The sequence below is a fragment of the Rarobacter incanus genome (genome assembly GCF_006715765.1).
Classification (GTDB): domain Bacteria; phylum Actinomycetota; class Actinomycetes; order Actinomycetales; family Cellulomonadaceae; genus Rarobacter; species Rarobacter incanus.
Genome location: NZ_VFNV01000001.1, coordinates 104,912 through 127,880 on the forward strand (window position 1 = coordinate 104,912; position 22,969 = coordinate 127,880).

Below are 22,969 nucleotides of genomic sequence, written 5' to 3' on the forward strand. Positions count from 1 at the left end.
CCGAATTGCCGTCTTTGCGCGCGCCACAGCGCTGTGACCGGGGCAACCTGCGGTAGCTTTAGCAACGAGTGCTGTTCGTATCTCGCGCCGCGGACACCAGTGAAGCGGTAGTGGGCCAGTGGGGAAGGAACTGATGGCATCCTCGTCTAGCACGCGCAACCCAAGGAAGGGCTCCGCCGCGCCCAAGGCGCCCGCCGCGGGAGCTAAGAGGGCCGCAAGCGCAGCCAAAATCCCGGCGCAGCAGGCCCCCACCGGCCAAGACCAGCACCGCGCACCGTGGATTATGCGGGCGGTGGGCGCGTTCTTTTCTTCGATCGCTCACGTCATCGGCGCGGGCGTGCGCCGGATCGGGGCAGACGCCCGCGAACTGGATCCCGCACACCGACGAGACGGAACCGCTCTGGTGCTCTTGATCCTGGCGCTCCTGAGCGGTGCCGCGGGTTGGTTCCACGGGGGAGGCCCGGTCTCGGCCTGGGTCTATTTCGGATTCGCTTTCGTCATTGGACTGCTCGCGAAAGCCGTGCCCGTAGCGCTGGCGGCATTCGCCGTCGTGCTGATGCGGCGCCCCCAAGACGGGCAGATGCGTGGCCGGATCTCCATCGGGTTAGGTGCGATCTGCGTTGGGCTAGCCGGGATCGTGCACATAGCTCGCGGGACGCCGTCGATCAAGGGAACCTCCACCGGATGGAGCAGCACCATCGACGCTGGTGGCGCACTCGGGTGGGCGGTCGGAACTCCGCTCAATGCCGGCCTGACGCCCTGGCTCGCCATTCCCGTTCTGGTGCTCGTCGTCGTATTCGGGGTGCTGGTGGCGACGGCAACGCCGGTTTCCCAGATCGGAGCCCGTATTCGCTCCGGGGTCGATGAACCGCAACAGCTAGAGCCCGAAAGTGACGATGAGGGACTCGTTTTCGCGCAGGGCGTCGATCCGCACGACGGGACCGGTGAAGTCGCCTCCACCCCGGTCAGGCGCCGGCGATGGTGGCGCGGGCGCCGTGATCAGCATGGCCCCGCCACTTCCGACGCTGCCGCCACAGGTTTTGCCGGAGACGAGGCTTTCGTCAAGGCCGCCGTGGTCGAAGCGCCGACCGCCGTGGCGGATGGCGCTACCGCGTCCTCACCTTTGACCGCGATGAGCCGCGCGGAAGAAGACGCCACCCAGGTCTACGACCTCGATGACGACCCCATCGACCCCGCCGCGGTCCCACGCGACCCGCAAGACTCGCTGTCGCAAGCGGCTGCGACCACTCGGATTGTCCAGGATGCGAACTCGACATCTGTAGTCGTTACCCACGGGGAGACGGAGGCCTCGTCCTTAATCGACCCCGCGCCGCCGGAGCCCCGCGGGGTACCCGCGGGCGAGCAACCGGTGTTCGGCGGGGACGTTGTCTACGAACTGCCATCGACCTCTCTGCTGGTGGCGGGGCCACCGCACAAGGCGCGTTCGGCGGCGAATGACCGCGTCGTCGAGGCGCTCACGGGTGTCTTTGAGCAGTTCAATATCGATGCGAAAGTGACCGGTTTTAGCCGCGGGCCGACGGTTACTCGTTACGAGGTCGAGGTCGGCAACGCGGTCAAGGTCGAACGCGTCACCGCGCTGGAAAAGAACATCGCGTACGCCGTGGCGAGCGCGGACGTCCGCATACATTCGCCCATACCCGGCAAGTCCGCGATCGGCATCGAGATCCCCAACACCGATAGAGAGACGGTTGTGCTGGGCGATGTTCTGCGATCGGCGCCCGCGCGGCGAACCGACCACCCCATGGTCATCGGCGTGGGAAAGGACGTCGAGGGTGGCTACGTCGTGGCCAACCTGGCCAAGATGCCCCACATCCTGGTGGCGGGGGCCACCGGTGCCGGAAAATCGAGCTTCATCAACTCGATGATTGTCTCGGTGATGATCAGGGCGACCCCGGACCAGGTGAGAATGATCCTGGTCGACCCCAAGCGCGTCGAATTGACCATCTACAACGGCATTCCCCACCTGATTACGCCTATCATCACCAATCCGAAGAAGGCCGCGGAGGCCCTGGAGTGGGTCGTCAGTGAGATGGACGCCCGCTACGACGACCTCGCAACCTTCGGGTTCAAGCACATCGATGATTTCAATGCCGCCGTGCGGTCCGGGAAGGTCAAACCGCTGCCGGGCTCCGAACGAAAAATCGCCCCGTACCCCTATCTGCTGGTTGTGGTGGACGAGTTGGCCGACCTCATGATGGTTGCCCCCCGCGATGTCGAGGCGTCCATTCAGCGCATCACGCAGCTTGCGCGTGCCGCGGGCATTCACCTGGTGCTCGCAACGCAGCGACCGAGCGTGGACGTCGTGACAGGTCTGATCAAGGCAAATGTGCCCTCGCGGCTCGCTTTTGCGACGTCGTCGGCGACGGATTCGCGGGTCGTTCTCGACCAAGTCGGGGCGGAAAAGCTCATCGGGCAGGGTGATGCGTTGTTCCTGCCGATGGGAGAGTCGAAGCCCCGCCGCGTGCAGGGAGCCTGGGTCAGCGAATCCGAGATACACGAGGTCGTAGACCACGTCAAGAAGCAGCTCAAGCCGGTTTACCGCCAGGACATCGCTGTTGCCGCGGCGAAGAAGGTCGTCGAGGAGGACATCGGTGACGACCTGGACGTGTTGCTGCAGGCAGCGGAATTGGTGGTAACCACGCAGTTTGGGTCGACATCGATGCTGCAACGAAAGCTGCGTGTGGGCTTCGCCAAGGCGGGCAGGCTCATGGACCTGCTGGAATCCCGCGAGATCGTCGGGCCCTCCGAAGGATCGAAGGCCCGCGAGGTTCTGGTGAGCCCGGAACAGCTGCCCAGCGTGTTGGCTTCGCTGCGGGGGGAGCCCGACCCGGCGCCCGCTGACGATCCGAATGACCAGGTCTTCGACGGGCAGACGCTCGAAGAGGAACACGCCTCCGAGGACGCGTGGGAGCTGACCGGGCGGCAGTAACAGTGGCGTCGCTGGGGTCAGTTGGCGCAGGAACGGCGCGGGTGCCCCTTACAGCGGGGCCCGCGCGCACGGAAGCGGCGCGCGGGAATGCCCCGATCTCATCCGGGCGTGACCCGGCGCGGCGGTGAACCCCGCCGCTCACTTGGCCTGCGTGCGCTCTTCCACCGCCGGCGGCTCACCCGTGGCCGTCGGCGGCTTCTGGATTTCCGCCACGTCGTCGCCGACCTCGGTTGCAACCCGCTGTTCGCGTTGTTTCAACGTCGCCGAGCTCAGCGTACCGACCGCGGAGTTCTTTTTGGTGAACGGGTAGACATGATGCTTACCGCCCTTATCGACGGTGATACCGTGCCAACGAATCTGCGTCACCTCGGCGGGTCCATCGACTGGCTTGGTCACATCGGCGACCATCATGAGCCCCGATTCGGTCCCGGCCACGCAACACGACGCATCCTGATTCGAGAGCATATTGCCGAGCCCGTAGGCAACCCACATGCCGTTGCCGCCCGGGCCGCCGGCGAGTTTTGTCATGGGTTGGGGAATGTGGGCGTGATGCCCGATAACCAGGTCAACCTGCTGTGACTTCGCCAATTCTTGGGTGACCGTTAATTGTTGCTCGGTCGGGGCCACCCGGTATTCCTGCCCGAAGTGCAAACTGACGAGGACAAGATCGGCACCGTTCTCGCGTTCGCGTCTTGCCTGTTCGATGATGGCGTCGGTGTCGATGATGTTCACCGACCAGGGCTTGCCGGCAGGCACCGGCAGGCCGTTCGTGCCGTAAGTGGCGCCAATGTGCGATACGTGGATGGTCTGGCCGCCGCGTTCCAGCACGTAGCGCTGGGGAGTCTGCTGTTCCTTCTTGCTCGTGGCGGTGCCGGTGTAGCCCAAGCCGTTTGCCTTGAAGGCGTCGATCGTGGCCTGGATCCCCGCGAACCCGCGGTCGACCGAGTGATTCGACGACGTCGAGCAGCCGTCCCACCCCTGCTTGGCCAGCGCCTTAACGATCTGCTTCGGCGCACCGAACATCGGATACCCGGACGGCTGGGTCCCCGCTGGAGCAACGGGGGTTTCCATGTGGCACAAGGCAAGATCCGCTCCCTGGACCCACTCGTCGATGCCCGCAAGCAGGGGCGAAAAATTGTACGAGCTTCCCGACCGGGCCGAGGACATGACCGGGCCGTGAATCAGTACGTCTCCGGCGGCGAGGATGGTGAAGCGCGCCGGTTCGCTCTCAACTTGGTCCGGAGTCACCGTTGCCGGGGTTTGGGGCTCATTCGCGGGCTCACTCGTCGATGAAGCGGGGGAGGTCTGGGTGTTGGGCGCGGGGGCGCTCGTCGATTCTGCGACGTCGTGGCCGGACGCCTTGCGCAGGGGCCAGCCGCCCGCGGCTACCGAACTCCCCGCAAATGCCACCGCGAAAACAAGCAGCGCAAGGGTGAGTGTTGACAAGGCGGAGGCAACGCGGCGGCGCTGCGGCTGTTGATTCGCGTGGTGAGGCACCATTGCACAATACCGAGGTTTGGTCCCGGGTGGCGATGTCGTGGTTTGCGGCTCAAGCGCCTAGGCTGGTGTTGTGAGCGCGACGAACCGGGAAGCCAGTCAGTGGAATCTCGCCAACTTCGTTACGCTCGTTAGGATCGTTCTCGCGCCCGTACTCGGGCTGGTGCTCTTTGCCTTTGTGGGTCCGCACGATTCGTTAGTGCGGTGGAGCGCCGCGGTGCTGTTTCTTGCCACGGCGCTGACGGACAGGCTCGATGGGCACCTCGCCCGGAGCCGAAACATGGTGACGGATCTGGGGAAGATCCTCGATCCCATCGCCGATAAGCTGCTCATCGGCGTCGCCTTGTGTTCGCTGTCGATCATCGGCGACGTGTGGTGGTGGGTCACGATCGTCGTGCTCGCCCGCGAACTGGGTATCACCCTGGTGCGCGTGGCCCTTCTCCGCGTGGAGGTGATGGCCGCATCATGGGGTGGCAAAATCAAGACCGCGCTGCAGGTGGTGGCGATCACGTTGTGCCTCTTGCCGCTGTGGACGCTGCCGACTTGGGTGGCCGCAACGGCCCATGTGCTGCTCGGCGCGGCGGTGGCCGTAACGATTGGAACCGGATTGCAGTACCTTGTTTCCGCCTGGTGGATTGTTCGTCGCAAGCGCCGCAATGGCTGACCGATCCAGTGCAGTAGCCCGCGGGATCATTGACCGTGCTCGCGCAATGTCGCTGACCGTGGCGGCGGCAGAATCGCTCACCGGCGGTTTGGTCGCCGCGGCGTTGGTGGCTGTCCCCGGCGCATCCCATGTATTCCGCGGCGGGGTGGTTGCCTATGCGACCGACCTCAAACACTCAGTCCTGGGCGTCGATGCCGAGCTGCTGGCCAACAGGGGTCCCGTCGATGCTGAAGTGGCGCGACAGATGGCGGTCGGCGTTGCGAAACTGATGGGCGCCGATATCGGGATCTCAACAACCGGTGCGGCCGGACCCGAACCGCAAGACGGACATGCGCCGGGCGAGGTCTACATTGCCGTTGCCGCATTTTCGCGCGGCGTGGGTGTCGTCGATGTCACGCGCCGCCTTCGCCTATCCGGCACTCGAGACGAGGTCCGGAGCGCCACTGTTGCCAGTCTATTGTCAGAGGTGCTGGCTACCCTGGAAACCGCCAGCCCGCCGGGACCGGAATAATACCGGAACCGAACGGGTTGTAAACACCAGAGAAATAAGTGGCCGGTAGGCTGGAGCTCAGCGCGGGTGGGGACACCGGGCGATGGGCGGGCCGTGCGGGCCGGAGTTGTTGCGAAAGTGAGCGAGTGAGTCTTTCGGGAATGGGAGGAACGAAATGATCGTTTTACGCAGGGAAATTGGGGATGTATTGCGCGATTTGCGGCGGCGTCAGGGACGCACTCTCCGTGAAGTTTCCTCCCAGGCGCGGGTGTCCCTTGGATACTTGAGCGAGGTTGAGCGAGGGCAAAAGGAAGCATCGTCGGAGCTGCTCGGTTCGATTTGCGAGGCTCTTGACATCCCGATGTCGTCGGTGTTGCACCGCGTCGCCGACCGCCTCGAGATTGCGGAGGCACTTGCTAACTCCGATCTCGCCGCAGCCGGTCTGACCATGGACGATCTGCGGGACCCGGCTCGGGAATTGAGCGCCGCCGGATCGCGCTACTGAGCCGGCGTGGATCTTCGCGAGTTCCATCGGTGCGTCGACCACGTGTTCGGTGTTGGCCACGGGCGCACGATCATCGAGAGTCACGTGATCGCAACGCTGGGGAGTGCGACCCCTGCACAGCTGTTAGCGGATGGCGTACGACCGGACCACGTGTGGGGCGCGTTGTGGGCGGAGTTTGAGATTAGCGACGAGTTCCGCTGGGGCCTGCCGGAGCCGCGCGCGAAGTGACTGTTCTACCTAGAAATGCCTGGTGGGGTTGTCCTCCACCAGGCATTTGTGCGCGCGCAGGCGCGCCACTGCGCGCGACACGCGGGGTAGCGGTTCGAACATGTGTGCGATATTAGGCTATGGTTGTCAGCAGGAAAGTTATCCACAATTGCTCGTTCGCGCTTCGGCGCGCAAGTGAATCTGGTGATGTCAGAGGTGGCACGTACCTTTGGGGAAGTCCCCGGTACGGACAATGACTTTGGCGTAGACCAATAGAAAGGCAAGTAACATGGCGGCTCCCGTAGATCGTGAAAAGGCGCTTGAGGCGGCGCTTGCGCAAATCGACCGCAGCTTCGGTAAGGGCTCGGTTATGCGGCTTGGCGCGGAGGATCGCGCCAAGGTTGCAGTTATTCCCACGGGTTCGATAGCGCTCGATGTGGCTCTCGGGATCGGTGGTCTGCCACGCGGGCGTGTCATTGAGGTCTATGGCCCGGAATCTTCCGGAAAGACGACGGTTGCGTTGCATGCCGTCGCGAACGCGCAACGGGCCGGCGGAATCGCGGCATTCATCGATGCGGAACACGCGCTCGACCCCGAATATGCCAAGAAACTCGGGGTCGATACCGACGCTCTCTTGGTGTCGCAGCCGGATACTGGCGAACAAGCGCTCGAAATCGCGGACATGTTGATCCGCTCCGGGGCGATCGACATTATCGTGATCGACTCTGTGGCAGCGTTGGTTCCGAAGGCGGAAATCGAAGGCGAAATGGGCGATAGCCACGTGGGCCTCCAGGCGCGTCTTATGTCCCAGGCATTGCGCAAGATCACCGGAGCCCTATCGGGATCCGGTACGACCGCCATCTTCATTAACCAGTTGCGCGAGAAGATCGGCGTGTTTTTTGGCTCGCCCGAAACGACTACTGGCGGCAAGGCACTGAAGTTCTATGCGTCCGTGCGGTTGGACATCCGCCGAATCGAAACGCTGAAGGAAGGCACCAATCCCGTAGGCAACCGGACGCGAGTCAAGGTCGTCAAGAACAAGATGGCTCCGCCGTTCAAGCAGGCCGAATTCGACATCCTCTACGGGATCGGAATCTCCCGCGAAGGCAGCCTAATTGACCTGGGGGTCGAACACGGGATCGTCCGCAAGTCCGGATCGTGGTTCACCTACGACGGCGACCAACTCGGACAGGGTAAGGAGAACGTCCGTGCATTCCTGCGAGACAACCCAGACTTGGCCGCCGAGATCGAAGACAAAATTCGCACCAAGCTTGGCATAGGTGACGTCCCCGAATCAGAAGATTAGAAAGATGCGGGGGGCGCGGGCGATGACGGCGGGCACAAAGAGCAAGGAACCGGTGGACGCAAGCGACTACGATGGCGCGCGCGAGCGCGCTTTGAGGATTCTCACCGCCGCCCCGCAGTCGACGGGGACGATACTGCATCGCCTCGTCGAAAGTGGGTACAGCGATGACGTGGCCAGGTGCGTGACGCAGCGTTTGGTCGAGGTCGCGCTCATCGACGATTGGGCGTATGCCGCTGCCAGGGTGCGTTCGCGGCGCGATGCGTCCGGCTGGTCGCGGCGGGCGGTATCCCAGGAGCTTGCGCAAAAGCGAGTCCCGGCTGACGTTCGGGCAGCGGTTTTGGATGCGGAATACCCGGCGGATCTGGAGGCAGACGTCGCGGCCAAGGCGGCGCTGGCGATGGTACGCAAACTGGCGGGCCGCGAAGCGACCGAGGCGGCCCGCGCGATACACGCGCGCCTTATGCGCAGGGGATTTGGGTCTGGTGTATGCCAAGATGCCGTTAGGCGCGCGGGCTTCGATCGTTACTAGCCGGCGGGGCCTAGCTCGGTGACGCGCGGCACATATAACTCGCATCCTATTCCCAGGAATTGTTAGGCCTGGTGGCGTAGGCTTCCGTAGAGGACGGTCTTGGAGGCGAGCGATGTTTGGCGTACTGGAGTGGGGCTACGTGCTTGCGCTCCTGAGCGCCTGTCTCATCGCTCTAGTGCTTGTATTAGTGGCTCGCCGCGAGGCGGCGGCGGTTAGGCGGCGAGCGGCCGACGAGACCGCCGAACAGCGTCAGCGTCTGCGCGAACGCGAGGCGGAACTGGCCCAGCGGCGTCAGGAAGTGCGATCGCTCGAACACGAGTTGTCGGATGAGCGCAGGGCTTTGCGCAAGCAGCGCGGGCGGATCGCGCGGCGCGAAGAGGAACTTGTGGCGGAACGCGCGAGGCTCAGCGAGTTGCGGGCCGAACACGTTGGGCGGATGGCCAGGGAGCTTGAATCGCTGGCGGGCATGACTTCCGACGAGGCACGGCGCCAGCTAGCCGAGCAGCAGATCGAAGAAGCACGGGCCGCTGCGGCGGCCGTGATTCGGTCCGTTGAGGATGAGGCCCGCCGCACCGCGGACGAGCGTTCCCGGCAGATCGTGGTCGAGGCCATGAGCAGGGTGGCCGTCCCGGAGAGTTCCAGCAGCGCGACCGTCGTGATCGCGCTGCCAAACTCCGAGATGCGTGGTCGTATCATCGGAAAAGAGGGGCGCAACATCCGCACTTTCGAGGCCAGCGCGGGCGTCGACGTGCTGATCGAGGACACCAGTACGCACGTCATGGTGTCAACATTCGACCCGGAACGACGTGAAATCGCTGCGGTGGCGCTGCAATCCTTGGTCGATGACGGCAGGATCAACCCGCAAAGGATCGAGGATGCACTCGTGAGCGCGCGGGCGTCCACGGCCGAACGCGGTATGGAAGCCGGGCAGGCCGCGGCCCGCGACGCTGGGGTGCGCGATGTCGATCCGGCGATAATCGAAGTGATGGGTAGGCTGCGGTTTCGGACCTCGTTCGGGCAAAATGTCCTGCGGCACTGCGTTGAGGCGGCGCATATCGCCGCCCACGTCGCCGAACAGGTGAACGCCGACGTCGACATTGCCCGGCGGGCAGCATTCTTTCATGATATAGGCAAGGCCTTCACGGGAGAGGGCGGCGGCACGCATGCCCTCCAGGGCGCCTGGTTTATCGAACAGCACGGAGAATCGGCCCCGGTGGTTGCAGCCGTGGCGGCACACCACGACGAGGTGCCGCACCACAGTGTGGAATCGGTGCTGGTGCAGATCGCGGACGCCGTCTCCGCGTCGCGTCCTGGCGCCAGGCGTGACGAGCAGGAACACCTAGTGCAGCGGATGCAGGACTTGGAGAACGTGGCACTGACGGTTGGCGGTGTGCAGAGCGCGTACGCGATGGCGGCCGGCCGGGAATTGCGCGTGGTGGTTGAGCCGACTGCGGTGGCGGACGGCGACATGGGATGGATAGCCAGGGAAGTGGCGCGGCGCATCGAATCCAAAGCGGAGCGCAGTGCTGTGGTGCGGGTCACCGTCGTTCGCGAGGTGCGGGCAACGGCCACAACCGACGGGCTGTCCCATAGTGAACCGGAGAACGCCGCGGACCGCGGCGGGCAGGCCGGCACGCGAGTCTCCGTCAACGAGAGCGTTGCCTAGAGTCGCTCCGGTTCGCAACCCGCAGCGATTAGAATGATCGGCGATGTCTACCTCCACCCTAGAAAACGCATCGAGCAAGCCAACCTACGTCGTCAAGACGCTCGGCTGCCAGATGAACGTCCACGATTCCGAGCACCTAGCAGGAATGCTTGAACAGGCCGGTTACGCCGCCGCCGACCCGGAGCACGCAGCGGCCTCGGACGCAGACGTCGTCGTGATCAACACGTGTGCCGTCCGTGAAAATGCGTCCGGCAAACTTTACGGCATGCTCGGGCACCTGGCCTCGACAAAGGCGGCTCGCCCCGGGATGCAGATAGCCGTTGGCGGATGCTTGGCGCAAAAGGACCGCGGGACGATTGCCAAGCGCGCCCCGTGGGTTGACGTTGTGATCGGCACGCACAACCTCGATGCGCTGGTTCCTATGCTCGAACGAGCGCGACACAATCGGCGAGCGGAGGTGGAGATCGCAGAGTCGTTGCAGGTCTTCCCCTCGACGCTGCCTACCAAACGTGAGTCGGTCTACGCCGGGTGGGTCTCCATATCTGTTGGCTGCAACAACACCTGCACCTTCTGCATCGTCCCGCATCTGCGCGGCAAGGAGCGCGACAGGCGTCCCGGGCAGGTTTTGGCCGAGGTCCAGTCCTTGGTCGAAAACGGTGCGATCGAAGTGACGCTGTTGGGTCAGAACGTCAATTCCTACGGCGTCGAATTTGGGGACCGCGGCGCATTCGCAAAGCTGCTTCGCGCCTGCGGCGAGATCGCCGGGTTGGAACGGGTCAGGTTCACCTCGCCGCACCCCGCCGCGTTCACCACCGACGTGATCGAAGCGATGGCGCAGACCCCCAACGTCATGCCTAGCCTGCACATGCCGCTGCAATCGGGATCCGATCGGGTCTTGCGCGCTATGCGCCGCTCGTACCGGTCCGCGAAGTTCCTGCGGATTCTTTCCGAAGTGCGCGAGCAGATTCCCGACGCGGCGATCACTACCGACATCATCGTCGGTTTCCCGGGCGAAACTGAAGAGGACTTTCAGCAGACGTTGGACGTGGTCCGGGAGGCGCGGTTCTCGTCGGCATTTACGTTCCAATACTCCCCGCGCCCCGGAACTCCCGCTGCCGACCTGGCCGACCAAATCCCGAAGGAGATCGTCCAGGAACGCTACAACCGGCTGTTGGCGCTCCAAGAGGAAATCAGCGCCGCGGAGTCGCAGTCGCTTGAAGGCACCGTCGTCGAAGTGCTCGTCGCCGAGCACCAGGGCAAGAAGGACGGCACTCGCGGACGCATATCGGGGCGTTCGCGAGACAATCGGCTGGTCCACGTTTCGCTGCCGAAGGAAATAGGCCACGCCCTGGGGCGCGACGGGCTAGACGACCCGCGCTTGGCGCACGACATCGATTCGCGCCTCCCACGGCCGGGCGACCTGGTCAGGGCGCGCGTGACTCGCGGGGCGCCGCACTTCCTGGTCGCCGATTCGGCCCTCGAGGGTGGGATTTTCGAAGTGCGCAGGACTGCCTCGGGAGACGCCTGGGCGCAGCGCGAGCGCGCACGGTTGGGATCCGACCACGACCATGGCGGCGCGCAGGCGACGCCGACCGCCGTGACGCTGGGCATGCCGATGGTGCGCTCGGGCGCAGCGACCGCGTAGGCGTCTATGTCCTTCCCACTGCCCGTGATCGGTATCGTCGGTCCGACCGCTGCTGGCAAGTCCGACCTGGCTCTCGACATTGCTGAGCAGCTGGGTGGGCCCGATCGCGTCGAAATCGTGGGCGCCGATGCATCGCAGCTGTATCGCGGCATGGATATCGGAACCGCGAAGCTGCCACTTGCGCAGCGGCGCGGTTACGTCCATCACCTCATCGATGTGCTCGATGTGACACAGGATGCGTCGGTTGCCGCCTACCAACGAAACGCCAGGAACGCGCTGGCCGACATCGCGGGGCGCGGCAAACGGGCGATCCTTGTCGGCGGATCGGGACTTTACGTTCGCGCGGTGTTGGATCACATTGACTTCCCGGGCGTAGACGCGCAGATCAGATCCGCTATCGAGGCCCGCGCGGAGCGTATCGGGACCGCGGCGTTGTATGCGGAACTGGTCGCGAAGGACCCGGCAGCCGCCAGCGCGATCGGGCCCGCCAACGTGCGCCGAATAGTGCGGGCTCTCGAGGTGATTGAGCTGACGGGCAGGCCTTTCAGCGCCAATTTGCCGCGCCAAGAGTACGTCGTGCCCGCGATCCAGATTGGCGTGGATATGGACCGCGCCGACCTTGATGCGCGCATAGCGCGCCGCACCGAATCGATGTTCGAACTCGGATTCGAGGACGAGGTCCGCGCCATCGTGGAAGCAGTCACTCCTTCACGAACCGCGTGGCGGGCAGTCGGGTACCGCGAGGTGCAGGATCTAATCGGGGGCGCCCGCACGCGCGATGAAACCGCGGCCTCGATCACCGCCGCAACGAGGCGTCTGGCGCGAAAGCAAATGGGATGGTTCGGACGCGATCCCCGCGTTCACTGGATCCGCGCCGATCGGATGGGTCTCGCCGAGTCCCCAACCGGGCGGGGCGTCATTACTGCGGCGCTCGACATCATCGCGGCGGGCGACGCGGCGCCGCAAGAAACCCTCACCCGGAACGTGGGGAGCGTGCCTTCGGCAATGGAACCGACACGTCGTACGCTTGGTTCATGACGCGCATTCAGGCAGCCAAGGGGCACGGCACGAAGAATGATTTTGTACTAGTTTTTGACCCCCACGGCGACATCGAAATCGACGAGTCCCTGGTGCGAAAGCTCACCGACCGGCGGGCCGGAATCGGCGGAGACGGTCTTATACGCCTGATCCGCACCGACGCTCTGGGCGACGAGGCCACCTTGCAGGGCGATGCCACCTGGTTCATGGACTACCGCAACGCCGATGGCTCGATCGCGCAGATGTGCGGCAATGGAGTACGCGTGGTGGCGGCGTTCTACGAGCACCTGGGTCTCGGCGACGTCGCGCGCGAACCGCTTGCGGTCGGGACTCGGGCGGGTGTGAAGACCGTGACCAAGGACTCCCAGTCCAGCTGGTACAGCGTCGACATGGGGCCGGCCTCGCTGACCTATGGGGATGCGGCCCGGAGCCGGGGCGCGGATAGCGAGGTCGTTGCCGACGGGCTTGGGATGGCGCCGCGCGCCGCGCTGAGCGTGGACATGGGGAACCCGCACACGGTGGTCGCGCTCGCGACCCCGCACGAGCTTGTTGGCCTGGATCTCGGTTCGCAACCGGCCGTCACGCCGGTGCCGAAGGACGGAAGCAACGTCGAATTTGCAGCAATACTCGACCCGCCGCGTGCGGGCGTCGGACATGCGAGCATGCGCGTGTTCGAACGCGGCGTGGGCGAAACCCAGTCGTGTGGAACGGGAGCCTGCGCGGTGGCCGTCGCCCTCCACGAGTGGGGTGGGCCCAGCTCGCCGCGCACCTGGCGCATCGACGTGCCGGGAGGCAGCGTCGAGGTTGACCTCTCGAACCCGGCCACGGTTGTGCTGTCCGGTCCGGCGAGGATCGTTGCCGACCTGGATATTGACCTGACTCAGCTGGGCTAATCACCCCGCTGCCGCCCGCGGCACCGGCCGGTCTTGGTCTCGTGCCGCCCGGTCGGTGCTCATGGGAAGCTAAGCGGTGCGATGCACGTGCAGGACGCGGAAACCGCGTCCGTGTGCTGCGCGGTCCACCTCGGCGATGAAGGGCCGCCCGGCGACGTCTGCGAGCGCAGTGTCCCCGGGGATACCGGAGCCGTTGGTGAGAGCGGTGAGCCACGCCTGTAGCGATTCGGCACCGAGCTTCTTGGCGACCACGAAGAAGGCGTCACCACCGACTGCGAGCCGTGACAACCATGCGCGGATGAGGTCGTGCAATGCCGCCTTGCCAATGCGAATGGGAGGGTTGCTGGCTATCAGGTCGAAGGTGACCTCCGCGGGAACATCGTGGGGGAGCGCCGCCAAAACGCTTCCACCGACCGCATTGATCTCGGCGTTGTGGCGGGTGAGGCCTAGGGCGCGCTCGTTCACGTCGATGGCCCACACCGTCGAATCCGTGCCAGCCGCGAAAGCGATGGTCAACGCGACCGGGCCCCAGCCGCAGCCGAGGTCCAGGGCACTAACCGTCCTGCCGGATGCGTGTTGCGCGATGACGGGGAGCAGCACCGAAGTCCCGGCATCGAGGTGCTCGCGCGAAAACACGCCCGGCGCGGTTGCGATGCGGCGAGGCGCGCCCCCGAGCTGCACCTGATGGTATTCGTATGCGGCGGGGTCTATCTCGTCCTTCGAAACAAAATAGTGGTCGGACTTCGGGGCCTCGCGGGGTGCTGTGCTCACCGCGTAATGGTATCGCTGCCAGCAAAATAGTTGGTGCCCGTTCGCGCAGGCGTGGGATCATTGGGGGATATCGACAACCAATTGCAAGGATCCCATGGTCAATCAGCGCGAACAAGGCAACCCCATCGAAACCGACAACGCGGCGGTCGGCGACGGCTCCGCACACGGCACACCGGGAAGCCACGAAGCGGAAAAGGACCGCATGGCGCGCGACGTCGTGGCGCGCGTGCTTGCCCGGGCGGGGACGGCAGTCGATGACGGCGCGACCCAGCACACCGCCAACGACGGGGAGCAGTGGGAGCTTGCGGAGCGGTCGGCGCTGCGGCGCGTCGAGGGGCTATCCACCGAGCTGAGGGATGTCACCGAGGTCGAATACCGCAAGTTGCGCCTGGAACGAGTCGTTCTCGTCGGTATATATCCCGGCAGGCGAGCGCAGGAGGCGGAAGTGTCCCTGCGGGAACTTGCCGCGTTGGCGCAAACCGCCGGGTCAACGGTCCTTGACGGCGTCTTGCAGCGGCGCGATACGCCTGATCCCGGCTCCTACCTGGGATCGGGTAAGGCCGCGGAGTTGGCCGCCCTGGTTGAGGAAGCGGGCGCCGATACCGTCATCGTCGACACGGAGCTGGCGCCGTCGCAGCGCCGCGGCCTTGAGGACATAGTCAAGGTCAAGGTGATCGACCGTACCGCGCTGATACTCGACATATTTGCGCAGCACGCAAAGTCGCGCGAGGGAAAGGCGCAGGTCGAACTCGCGCAACTCGAATACCTGCTGCCGCGCTTGCGCGGCTGGGGTGAATCGATGTCGCGGCAAGCGGGTGGACAGGTAGGCGCGGGCGCTGCGGGAATGGGCTCGCGCGGGCCTGGTGAGACCAAGATCGAGTTGGATCGTCGCCGCATCCGCACCCAGATGGCCAAACTGCGGCGCAGCATCGATAGGATGGCACCAGCCCGCGAGGCGAAGCGGCGATCGCGCCGCACCGCGCGCATCCCCTCGGTCGCAATCGTCGGATACACGAATGCGGGTAAATCTTCCATCCTGAACGCCATAACAGGCGCCGGTGTACTCGTCGAAAACGCCCTCTTTGCGACCCTAGACCCCACCGTGCGTCGCGCCCGGACCAGCGAGGGGCGGGAATTTACCATTGCAGACACCGTCGGATTCGTGCGGAACCTGCCAACCCAATTGGTCGAGGCGTTCCGCTCCACCCTGGAAGAGGCGGCGGAGGCGGACGTCATAGTGCACGTCGTGGACGGTGCCCATCCCGATCCGATCGGTCAGATCGCGGCGGTGCGCGCAGTGTTGGCCGACATCGATGGGTTGCCCGACATCCCGGAACTGTTGGTAATCAACAAGGCGGATGCGGCCGACGCGGACGCGCTGGCCATGATTGCGGGCAAGGAACCGGCCTCTATCGCGGTGTCGGCCCACACCGGCCAGGGAATCGGCACGCTCATGGATGCAATCGCTGCGGCCCTGCCACAGCCGCACGTGCGCATCGACGTCGTCGTTCCATACGATCGCGGGGACCTCGTCTCTCATGCCTATCGCGCCGGAACCATCGAAACCATCGAGCATGTGGAGGCCGGTACGCGACTCGTTGGCAGCGTCGACGATCAACTTGCCGCACTGCTGCTTGCCAGCGCCGCCGACGCGGCAACTAAGATCTGAGCGTGCCCCCTCTTACCCCGCCCGCCGCCGAACCCGTGCCCGAACCCGATCAGCGGATCCTGGCGGCAGTGGTGGGTGCGCTGGGCGGATCACCTCGCCCCGGGCAACAACGGATGGTTCGAGAAGTTGGGGCGGTTATGGACGCCGGCGGCACGCTGCTGGTGCAGGCCGGTACCGGTACGGGAAAATCGCTCGGGTATCTGGTTCCGGCCGCGGGGCGCGCGGATGCCAACAACCGGGTGGTGATCTCGACGGCAACCATCGCCCTGCAACGTCAATTGATGAGGAAGGACGTTCCGCTGGTCAGCGCCGCCGCGCGGGCGACGAATGGGCGCGAAATCACGGCTGCCGCACTCAAGGGGTGGCAAAACTACGTGTGTCGCAACAAGGTCGACGGCGGCTACCCGGACGAGGAACCGACGCTGTTCGATCTGGCCACGCAGACCGATGCGGGCGCACCCTCCAGCGAGCTCGGTTCCCAGGTGATGAAGCTGCGGTCCTGGGCGCAGCAGACGGACACGGGCGACCGCGATGACCTGGAATTTACGGCCTCCGACCGGGCGTGGCGACAGGTCTCTGTAACCAAGAACGAGTGCTTGGGATCGCACTGTCGGTTCTTCGAAGAGTGCTTTGCCCGGCTCGCGCGCGAGCAGGCCGCCGAGGCGGATCTGATCGTCACAAACCACTCCATGCTCGGGCTCATGGCGACCGGCAACGAGGGACTTATTCCGCCGCACGGCGTTGTGGTCATCGACGAGGCCCACGAGCTGGTCGATCGCGTCACCTCGGCCGCCAGCCAACAGATTTCCGTGCGCTCGCTGATGACAGCGAGCAAACGCGCGCGGCAGGCGGGAGCGGCCTCGATCGGGTCGTTCGATTCGACCGTCGATGCATTCGCGCAGGCGATAGTTGCGGTGCCGGAGGGCAGGATAAGGGACGAGTTCCCCGCCTCCCTTGCCGCGGCCGTCGAGGCGGTGCGCGATGGCGCGCGCCAGGTGCTGAGCGATCTTCGCGGCGACGACCAAGGAAATGCTTCCACGCGCCTGGCGCGCGCGTCGCTCACCGAGGTCTTCGAGGTCGCGGAGCGGGTGGCGGCGGCCAGCGGCGCCGATGTCTTGTGGGTATCCCCAGCGGGCCCGGATTCGGTGCCCGCGCTCAACGTTGCGCCCCTGGACGTGTCGAGCGCGATAGCGGGCCGCGTCTTGCGCCCTCGCAGCGCCATTCTCACCTCGGCGACGCTGTTTCTGGGCGGAAAATTCGAGCCGTTCGCACGGGGCATTGGGCTTTGGGACCCGCAGCAGAAGGCACCGTGGCCGCGCGCGAGTTCGCGCCTCGATGATGAGGGCAGGCCTTTGGAACCCGCCGCCCTGCGGTGGCGGGGAGAACGGGTCGAAACTCCATTTTCCTATAGTCGGCAGGGAATCTTGTATGTCGCGCGGGAACTGCCGCCACCTGCCGCCGGGCCAGTCCCCGCAGGCCACATCGATGCGATCGTGGAACTGATGCTGGCGGCGGGCGGCCGTACGCTGGGACTGTTCACGTCGCGCCGGGCGGCGGTGGAGGCCGCGCAGGCCGTGCGCGCCCGCGTTCCCTGGCCGGTGCTTTCGCAAGACGAGGGGCACTTGGGGGAGCTGGTCCGCACGTTTGCGGGCGACGAGGAAACCAGCTTGTTCGGCACGCGCTCCTTATGGCAGGGCATCGATGTGCCGGGTGATTCTTGCAGGCTCGTCATCATCGACAAGATCCCGTTCGCCAGGCCGGACGATCCGATCGCTTCCGCGCGCATTGAACAGGTAACGCGGGCCGGTGGCAACGGGTTCCAGGTCGTTTCGCTGGCATCTGCCGCCCTGGCGCTTGCGCAGGGGGTGGGACGGCTAATCCGCTCGGATAGTGACCGCGGCGTGGTCGCAATTTTGGATCCGCGGGTTGCCTCCAAGTCCTACGGGAGCTTCCTAGTGCGTTCACTTCCCGACTTTTGGCGCACCGATGACCGCCGGGTCGCGGTGAGCGCGCTTGGCCGGCTACAGGCAGCGGCTCGCACGGACTAAAATTCATCCATCCGACGGTATCGACGCGCGCAAAGGACTTCGAAATGAGCCAACCCGAAATCGACAAAAACCCGGCACCAGGCGCGGATCCGCTAAGTGCGTTGCGGCGTACCAAAGTCTCCATTGTTGGCGCCGGCGCGGTCGGATCGACCATGGCGTACGCCCTCCTGATGCGCGGGGTTGCGCGCGACGTGACGCTGTTTGACATCGACAAGGCGAAGGTTGAGGCAGAGGCCCTCGACCTGGCACACGGAATTCAGTTCATGAAGCAGGCAGAAATTGTCGGCTCCGACGATGTGCAAGCGATTGCTGGCTCCGATGTCGTCCTCGTGACCGCCGGCGCCAAGCAGAAGCCAGGGCAGAGCCGCTTGGAACTGGCCGAGTCCACGACGAATCTCACGAAGAAGATTCTGCCGCAGTTGCTGGACGTTTGCCCCGATGCAACCTACGTCATGGTCACAAATCCGGTGGACGTCGTTACGTATGCGGCGGTAAAGATCTCCGGGCTTCCTGCCTCCCGGATTTTCGGTTCGGGCACCGTCCTGGACTCGTCGAGGCTTCGCTATCTTGTCAGCCAGCACACCGGGATCGCGGTCCAGAACGTGCACGCGTACATGGTTGGCGAACACGGTGACTCAGAGATTCCGCTGTGGTCATCCGCCACGATCGGGGGAGCCCCGCTGCTTGAATGGGACGGGCTGGACGCGAACGGTCCGCTCTCCGATGAGGCGCGCGCGGCGATTGCTTACGAGGTCGTGAACTCCGCATACCGGATCATTGCCGGTAAGGGCGCCACCAACTATGCCGTCGCGGCGGCGGGTTCACGCATTGTGGAAGCCTTGCTGCAGGACCAGCATGCGGTGTTGCCCGTGTCGTCGTTACTCCACGGCTATTACGGAATCGATGACGTGTGCCTGTCAGTTCCGGCCGTGGTCGGAAAAGCGGGCGTTTCGCGCCACATCGAATTGCCTCTCTCGGCGGCAGAACTGCGGGGCCTGCAGAATTCGGCCGACCGGCTGCGGTCGGTGGTGCGAACTCTCGGATTCTAGTCAAATCGGAGTCGAGGGGGCCGGGAAACGGCGTTGTTTCCGGGCCCCCGCCGCGAATTCAGATGCTTCGAAGGACTGCGACGACGATACCGATGATCGTCGCCTGATCGCCGTTGATGGGTAGGTACTGCTCGTTGTGCGGGATGAGCCACACGTGGCCGTCGGCGCGACGCAGCGTCTTGACGGTCGCTTCGTCATCGAGCAGGGCAGCCACGATTTGCCCGCTTTCAGCAACAGGCTGGCTCCGCACGACGACCCAGTCCCCGTCGCAGATGGCAGCGTCGACCATAGAATCCCCGGCCACTTTGAGCATAAAGACTTCGCCATCGCCCACCAGCTGCTTGGGCAAGGGGAACACGTCCTCGACCTGCTGATCGGCAAGAATTGGCGAGCCCGCCGCGATGCGTCCCACCAGCGGAACCGGCGTAACCTGGCTCGCGATCGATGCGGTATCGACACCAGCGGTATTCGAAGGTGCCTCCTGCGGTGCCGCGGCGGCAGGTCGCGGTGCATCCTTGCCCGTCGTCACCGAGAGCGCCGCGGCCGTCAGCTCCATCGCGCGGGGACGATGCTTGTCGCGTCGCAGATACCCCTTGTCTTCCAGCGCTAGCAATTGGTACTTCACGCTCGAGGGCGAGACCATGCCGACTGCAAGCCCGATCTCGCGCATCGAAGGCGCGTAACCGCGAGCGTCGAGGGACTCGCGAATGACCTGCAGTATCTCGCGCTGGCGTTCGGATACATCGCTATGGGTTTGACCCGCACTGAGAACGCTTCCTTGCCCGCGCTTCTTGGCGGTGCGGGACCAGGACACGTCTGGTGGTCTGTGCCTCGGATTGACGCCTTTGCCGGATCCCTTCGACTCGTTAAGGGCCACGATCGAATCCCTCCCTCGTTCCAATGTCACACGGTCGTGTTGCACTACTTGTGCGATTGATCGTACAAGTCTACGACACTCAGATTGTCGATGCCACGGTTGTATGAAACATCGCACAAGGGTTGCAATGCGCGCGCACCAAGCGTACGGTTGTAGGCATACAGATGTTCTAATGGGAATTGGGAGGCTTTCATGGCTGTCACGGGCGATGGATTTGGCGGAATCGCCGGCGGGTTTGGCGGACGGGCGGCCGCGGGTGTGGGCGGGACCGATGGTTTTGGCAAGTGGGTGGCCGCGGGCGTCGGCGGGGCCGGTGGTGGATCCGTCCGCTTGCGTCGCCGTGCGTTGGGTGTAGTGGTAGCGCTGATCACCGTGCTCAGCTTCCTCATCGGCTGGTCGGGCGCCTTTGCCGGAGATGCGCAATCTCCAGTTCCTGTGCGCGTGCACACCGTGATGTCCGGGGAGACTCTGTGGCAAATTGCGGCAGGCGTAGCCGAGCCCGGTGAAGACGTGCGCGACGTATTGGTTACTATCGGCGACCTGAACGATCTCGATGGATCTCACATCGAGCCGGGGATGCTCATCCTCTTGCCGCGCGCGGTGTGAGCTAGGTTGCCCATTGCGTCGTCGTGCCGAATCCTGGTGGCCGCCCCGTGGCCCGGGTGAGGCACTGGGAGGGATTAGCCGCCCGCTTTTCGGTGGTGACCGCACATGAAGCCGTCGGTGGACCTTCTTCGCGGTGTGTCAATTCGGTGCCGTTCGCGGCCGCGGGAAATGTTGGCGCTAGCCGGGTTGGTCCTCGTCCAGTATCTGGACGGACGCTTGCGCAAAAGGTTAGGCTAACCTAAATTGGTTGTGGTGCTGGACGACTGGGGGTTCGAAGGTGCTGATGTCAGGCGGTTCGCGGCTTGGAGGCTGCGCCGCGCGTTGCGGGGTCGCTGTGGTATCGAGATCGCGCAGCGGGGACGGGGCGTCCCGGTGGGGAGTGTCCACATGGACACTCCCCACCGGCGGTTCCGTCGCTTCCCGGTGCGCGAGCGGTGTCCGGGCACCTTCGCTCGCGCCCTTGACGAGACCAAGACTCGCGCTTCCCGGTGCGTGGGCGGTGTCCGGGCACCTTTGTTAGTGCCCCGGGAGCGGGGTCCGCGCTAATGCTTGGCGTCCGAGCGTGCGAGCTGGGCCTGCTTCGCGGCCTTGGTGCCAAGGACGCAACTTCCCGCTAACGGGCAGGGACCGAGTAGCATTCACCTCAGGGCATCCAGTCGCGATGCCTGCGTTAGCGAATTGAGGAGAGCCGTTGCACTGCCCGTTTTGTAGGAATCCCGACTCACGAGTCGTCGATTCGCGGACCTCGGATGATGGCTTATCAATTCGTCGCAGGCGTCAATGTCCGGCGTGCGGGCAACGGTTCTCAACGCTCGAGACGGCGAGCCTGGTGGTGGTCAAGCGATCCGGTGTGACCGAGCCCTTCCGCCGAGAAAAGATTGTCGGCGGGGTCCGCAAGGCTTGTCAGGGCAGACCGGTCAGTGACGACGATCTCGCGCTCCTGGCGCAGCGGGTAGAAGAGACCCTGCGAGCGTCGGGAAGCGCGGAGCTTGATTCCCACGACGTGGGTCTGGCAATTCTGGGCCCGCTCAAGGAACTGGACGAGGTTGCCTACATGCGGTTCGCCAGCGTTTATCAGGGTTTCGAATCGCTCGACGATTTCGAATCGGCCATCAATGTTTTGCGCACCGAACACGGTGACACCGCGCCCTAGGTGCATTTGGCTTCCGTGGGTGCAATTGCCTTGCAGCGGGATCGAGGCCCACACCGCCGCCAATAATGATGAGCGCAGAGTGGGCGCCAAAGTGGCCGTGCCGCGAATACCCCAGGGGCATTCGCGGCACGGCCACCTTAGATCCAGTCACCGGTGTCTTGCCTTAGCGGGTCGTTCCCTTGAGCACCCGCAGGCGAACGGTTTGCTCGATAGCTTCCAGCGCCGCCACGGTTTCCGGCTCGATCGACGACCCGATATCGGTCACCACGTAACCGAGGTCGCCGCGGGTAGCCAACAGCTGGCCCTCGATGTTCTCTCCGTGCTCGGCGAGGATGTTGTTGACGCGGGCCAGCACACCAGGGGTGTTGCGGTGAAGGTAGGCGATCCGAGCCGCCCCGGTGCTCTGCTCCAAGGCGAGGTTGGGCAGATTGACGCTGAGCGTGGTCGAACCCGTGCTGAGGTAGTCAAGGATCTTGTGCGAGACGAACTGTCCGATCGCCTCTTGGGCTTCCTCCGTTGAACCGGCCGTGTGCGGGCTCAAGATCACGTTTGGCAGCCCCTGGAGGGGGGACGTGAAGGGGTCGCCCTTGCGTTTGGGCTCCGTAGGGAACACATCGACTGCTGCTCCGGACAGGTGGCCGGTTTGCAGGGCGCTAGCCAGGGCGTCGACGTCGACAACGAACCCGCGCGAAAGGTTCATGAACACGGCACCGGGTTTCATCGCGGCGAAGTGTTCCTCGCCGAAGATTCCGCGGTTGGACTTGCGCCCGTCAACGTGCAGGGTGACAACGTCCGCTTGCTTGAGTAGGTCGTCGAGGCTTTCTGCCTTACGCGCATTTCCGAGAGCGAGTTTCTCGGCTATGTCGTAGAAAACGACCGACATGCCAAGGTTCTCGGCGAGGACGGAAAGCTGCGTGCCGATGTTCCCGTAGCCCACAATTCCGAGCGTCTTGCCGCGCACCTCGTGGGCGCCGATGGCCGACTTGTTCCAGATGCCAGCGTGCATGTCCTTGTCGAACGTCGGCTGGCGGCGCACCAAGGAGATCATGTTGGAAATGGCAATTTCCACCACCGACCGGGTGTTGGAGAACGGTGCGTTGAACACCGCAATTCCGCGGTTTGCAGCCGCCTGTAGGTCGATCTGGTTGGTTCCGATGCAAAATGCGCCGATCACCGCCAGTGAGGATGCGGAGGAAATGACCCGCTCCGTCAACTGGGTCTTGGAACGGATCCCGATGATGTGGACGCCGGCGAGGGCCTCGATCAGCTCGTCCTCGTCTAGGGCGCCCGTGCGGGTTACGACTTCGATGCCGCGGCTAGCGAGAAGGCGAGCGGCGTCCGGATGCAGGTTTTCAAGTAACAGGGCTTTTAGCACCGTTCCATCGTGCCCCTAAATGCTGCGGAAT

20 protein-coding genes are annotated in these 22,969 nt (G+C 64.6%); 16 read left to right on the forward strand and 4 right to left on the reverse strand.

Annotated elements, in window-relative coordinates:
• The first annotated feature begins 133 nt into the window (after window positions 1-133).
• Window positions 134-2,950, forward strand: coding sequence for a DNA translocase FtsK (locus tag FB389_RS00425; RefSeq protein ID WP_142110868.1), 2,817 nt, complete (start codon window positions 134-136; stop codon window positions 2,948-2,950).
• A 138-nt stretch (window positions 2,951-3,088) separates the two neighbouring features.
• On the opposite strand, the gene FB389_RS00430 is transcribed toward FB389_RS00425, so the two are convergent.
• A complete protein-coding gene (locus FB389_RS00430; RefSeq protein ID WP_170207803.1) occupies window positions 3,089-4,396 on the reverse strand; it encodes a CapA family protein in 1,308 nt (435 codons plus the stop codon).
• A gap of 124 nt (window positions 4,397-4,520) precedes the next feature.
• On the opposite strand from FB389_RS00430, the gene pgsA reads away from it, so the two are divergent.
• From pgsA to dapF, 10 genes are all read left to right on the forward strand, one after another.
• Window positions 4,521-5,111, forward strand: coding sequence for a CDP-diacylglycerol--glycerol-3-phosphate 3-phosphatidyltransferase (gene pgsA / locus FB389_RS00435; protein WP_142110870.1), 591 nt, complete (start codon window positions 4,521-4,523; stop codon window positions 5,109-5,111).
• The gene (locus FB389_RS00440) at window positions 5,104-5,622 is read left to right on the forward strand and encodes a CinA family protein (RefSeq protein ID WP_142110871.1); all 519 of its coding nucleotides are present in this window, start codon (window positions 5,104-5,106) and stop codon (window positions 5,620-5,622) included. Before pgsA ends, FB389_RS00440 begins: the two co-directional genes overlap by 8 nt.
• A gap of 154 nt (window positions 5,623-5,776) precedes the next feature.
• Window positions 5,777-6,106: a helix-turn-helix domain-containing protein gene (locus tag FB389_RS00445; protein WP_142110872.1), complete on the forward strand. Its 330-nt coding sequence runs from the start codon at window positions 5,777-5,779 to the stop codon at window positions 6,104-6,106.
• Between the two features lie 6 nt (window positions 6,107-6,112).
• Window positions 6,113-6,334, forward strand: coding sequence for a DUF3046 domain-containing protein (locus tag FB389_RS00450; protein ID WP_142110873.1), 222 nt, complete (start codon window positions 6,113-6,115; stop codon window positions 6,332-6,334).
• A gap of 268 nt (window positions 6,335-6,602) precedes the next feature.
• On the forward strand, window positions 6,603-7,619 hold the full coding sequence (gene recA / locus FB389_RS00455) for a recombinase RecA (protein WP_142110874.1): 1,017 nt from the start codon (window positions 6,603-6,605) through the stop codon (window positions 7,617-7,619).
• A 22-nt stretch (window positions 7,620-7,641) separates the two neighbouring features.
• Window positions 7,642-8,148 carry a regulatory protein RecX gene (locus tag FB389_RS00460; protein WP_170207804.1) on the forward strand — a complete coding sequence of 169 codons (507 nt, stop codon included), beginning with the start codon at window positions 7,642-7,644 and terminating at the stop codon, window positions 8,146-8,148.
• A 112-nt stretch (window positions 8,149-8,260) separates the two neighbouring features.
• Window positions 8,261-9,814, forward strand: coding sequence for a ribonuclease Y (gene rny, locus FB389_RS00465; protein ID WP_142110876.1), 1,554 nt, complete (start codon window positions 8,261-8,263; stop codon window positions 9,812-9,814).
• A gap of 43 nt (window positions 9,815-9,857) precedes the next feature.
• The gene (gene miaB, locus FB389_RS00470; RefSeq protein WP_142110877.1) at window positions 9,858-11,459 is read left to right on the forward strand and encodes a tRNA (N6-isopentenyl adenosine(37)-C2)-methylthiotransferase MiaB; all 1,602 of its coding nucleotides are present in this window, start codon (window positions 9,858-9,860) and stop codon (window positions 11,457-11,459) included.
• A gap of 6 nt (window positions 11,460-11,465) precedes the next feature.
• On the forward strand, window positions 11,466-12,497 hold the full coding sequence (miaA, locus tag FB389_RS00475; protein WP_142110878.1) for a tRNA (adenosine(37)-N6)-dimethylallyltransferase MiaA: 1,032 nt from the start codon (window positions 11,466-11,468) through the stop codon (window positions 12,495-12,497).
• Window positions 12,494-13,390 (forward strand): diaminopimelate epimerase, encoded by an 897-nt coding sequence (gene dapF / locus FB389_RS00480; RefSeq protein WP_142110879.1) that lies wholly within the window; start codon window positions 12,494-12,496, stop codon window positions 13,388-13,390. The genes miaA and dapF overlap by 4 nt, the downstream gene beginning before the upstream one ends.
• Before the next feature lie 69 nt (window positions 13,391-13,459).
• Here the strand turns inward: dapF and FB389_RS00485 are convergent, their stop codons facing one another.
• Window positions 13,460-14,161, reverse strand: coding sequence for a class I SAM-dependent methyltransferase (locus FB389_RS00485; RefSeq protein ID WP_142110880.1), 702 nt, complete (start codon window positions 14,159-14,161; stop codon window positions 13,460-13,462).
• Between the two features lie 202 nt (window positions 14,162-14,363).
• Between FB389_RS00485 and hflX the strand changes: the two genes are divergently transcribed.
• Genes hflX through FB389_RS00500 form a run of 3 tightly spaced genes read left to right on the forward strand, consistent with a single transcriptional unit; the run spans window position 14,364 to window position 18,927 of the window.
• Window positions 14,364-15,830, forward strand: a complete 1,467-nt coding sequence (gene hflX / locus FB389_RS00490; protein ID WP_246043629.1) for a GTPase HflX — start codon at window positions 14,364-14,366, stop codon at window positions 15,828-15,830.
• A 2-nt stretch (window positions 15,831-15,832) separates the two neighbouring features.
• On the forward strand, window positions 15,833-17,878 hold the full coding sequence (locus FB389_RS00495; protein ID WP_246043448.1) for an ATP-dependent DNA helicase: 2,046 nt from the start codon (window positions 15,833-15,835) through the stop codon (window positions 17,876-17,878).
• 44 nt (window positions 17,879-17,922) lie between these two features.
• The gene (locus FB389_RS00500; protein WP_142110882.1) at window positions 17,923-18,927 is read left to right on the forward strand and encodes an L-lactate dehydrogenase; all 1,005 of its coding nucleotides are present in this window, start codon (window positions 17,923-17,925) and stop codon (window positions 18,925-18,927) included.
• A gap of 58 nt (window positions 18,928-18,985) precedes the next feature.
• Here FB389_RS00500 and lexA read toward each other — a convergent pair whose 3' ends face one another.
• Window positions 18,986-19,648, reverse strand: a complete 663-nt coding sequence (gene lexA / locus FB389_RS00505; protein ID WP_425467260.1) for a transcriptional repressor LexA — start codon at window positions 19,646-19,648, stop codon at window positions 18,986-18,988.
• A 348-nt stretch (window positions 19,649-19,996) separates the two neighbouring features.
• On the opposite strand from lexA, the gene FB389_RS00510 reads away from it, so the two are divergent.
• Complete coding sequence (locus FB389_RS00510; RefSeq protein WP_142110883.1) at window positions 19,997-20,410, forward strand: LysM peptidoglycan-binding domain-containing protein; 414 nt, start codon at window positions 19,997-19,999, stop codon at window positions 20,408-20,410.
• 691 nt (window positions 20,411-21,101) lie between these two features.
• Window positions 21,102-21,563 carry a transcriptional regulator NrdR gene (gene nrdR / locus FB389_RS00515; protein ID WP_142110884.1) on the forward strand — a complete coding sequence of 154 codons (462 nt, stop codon included), beginning with the start codon at window positions 21,102-21,104 and terminating at the stop codon, window positions 21,561-21,563.
• A gap of 163 nt (window positions 21,564-21,726) precedes the next feature.
• Here nrdR and serA read toward each other — a convergent pair whose 3' ends face one another.
• Window positions 21,727-22,938: a phosphoglycerate dehydrogenase gene (serA, locus tag FB389_RS00520; RefSeq protein WP_142110885.1), complete on the reverse strand. Its 1,212-nt coding sequence runs from the start codon at window positions 22,936-22,938 to the stop codon at window positions 21,727-21,729.
• Between the last annotated feature and the right edge of the window lie 31 nt (window positions 22,939-22,969).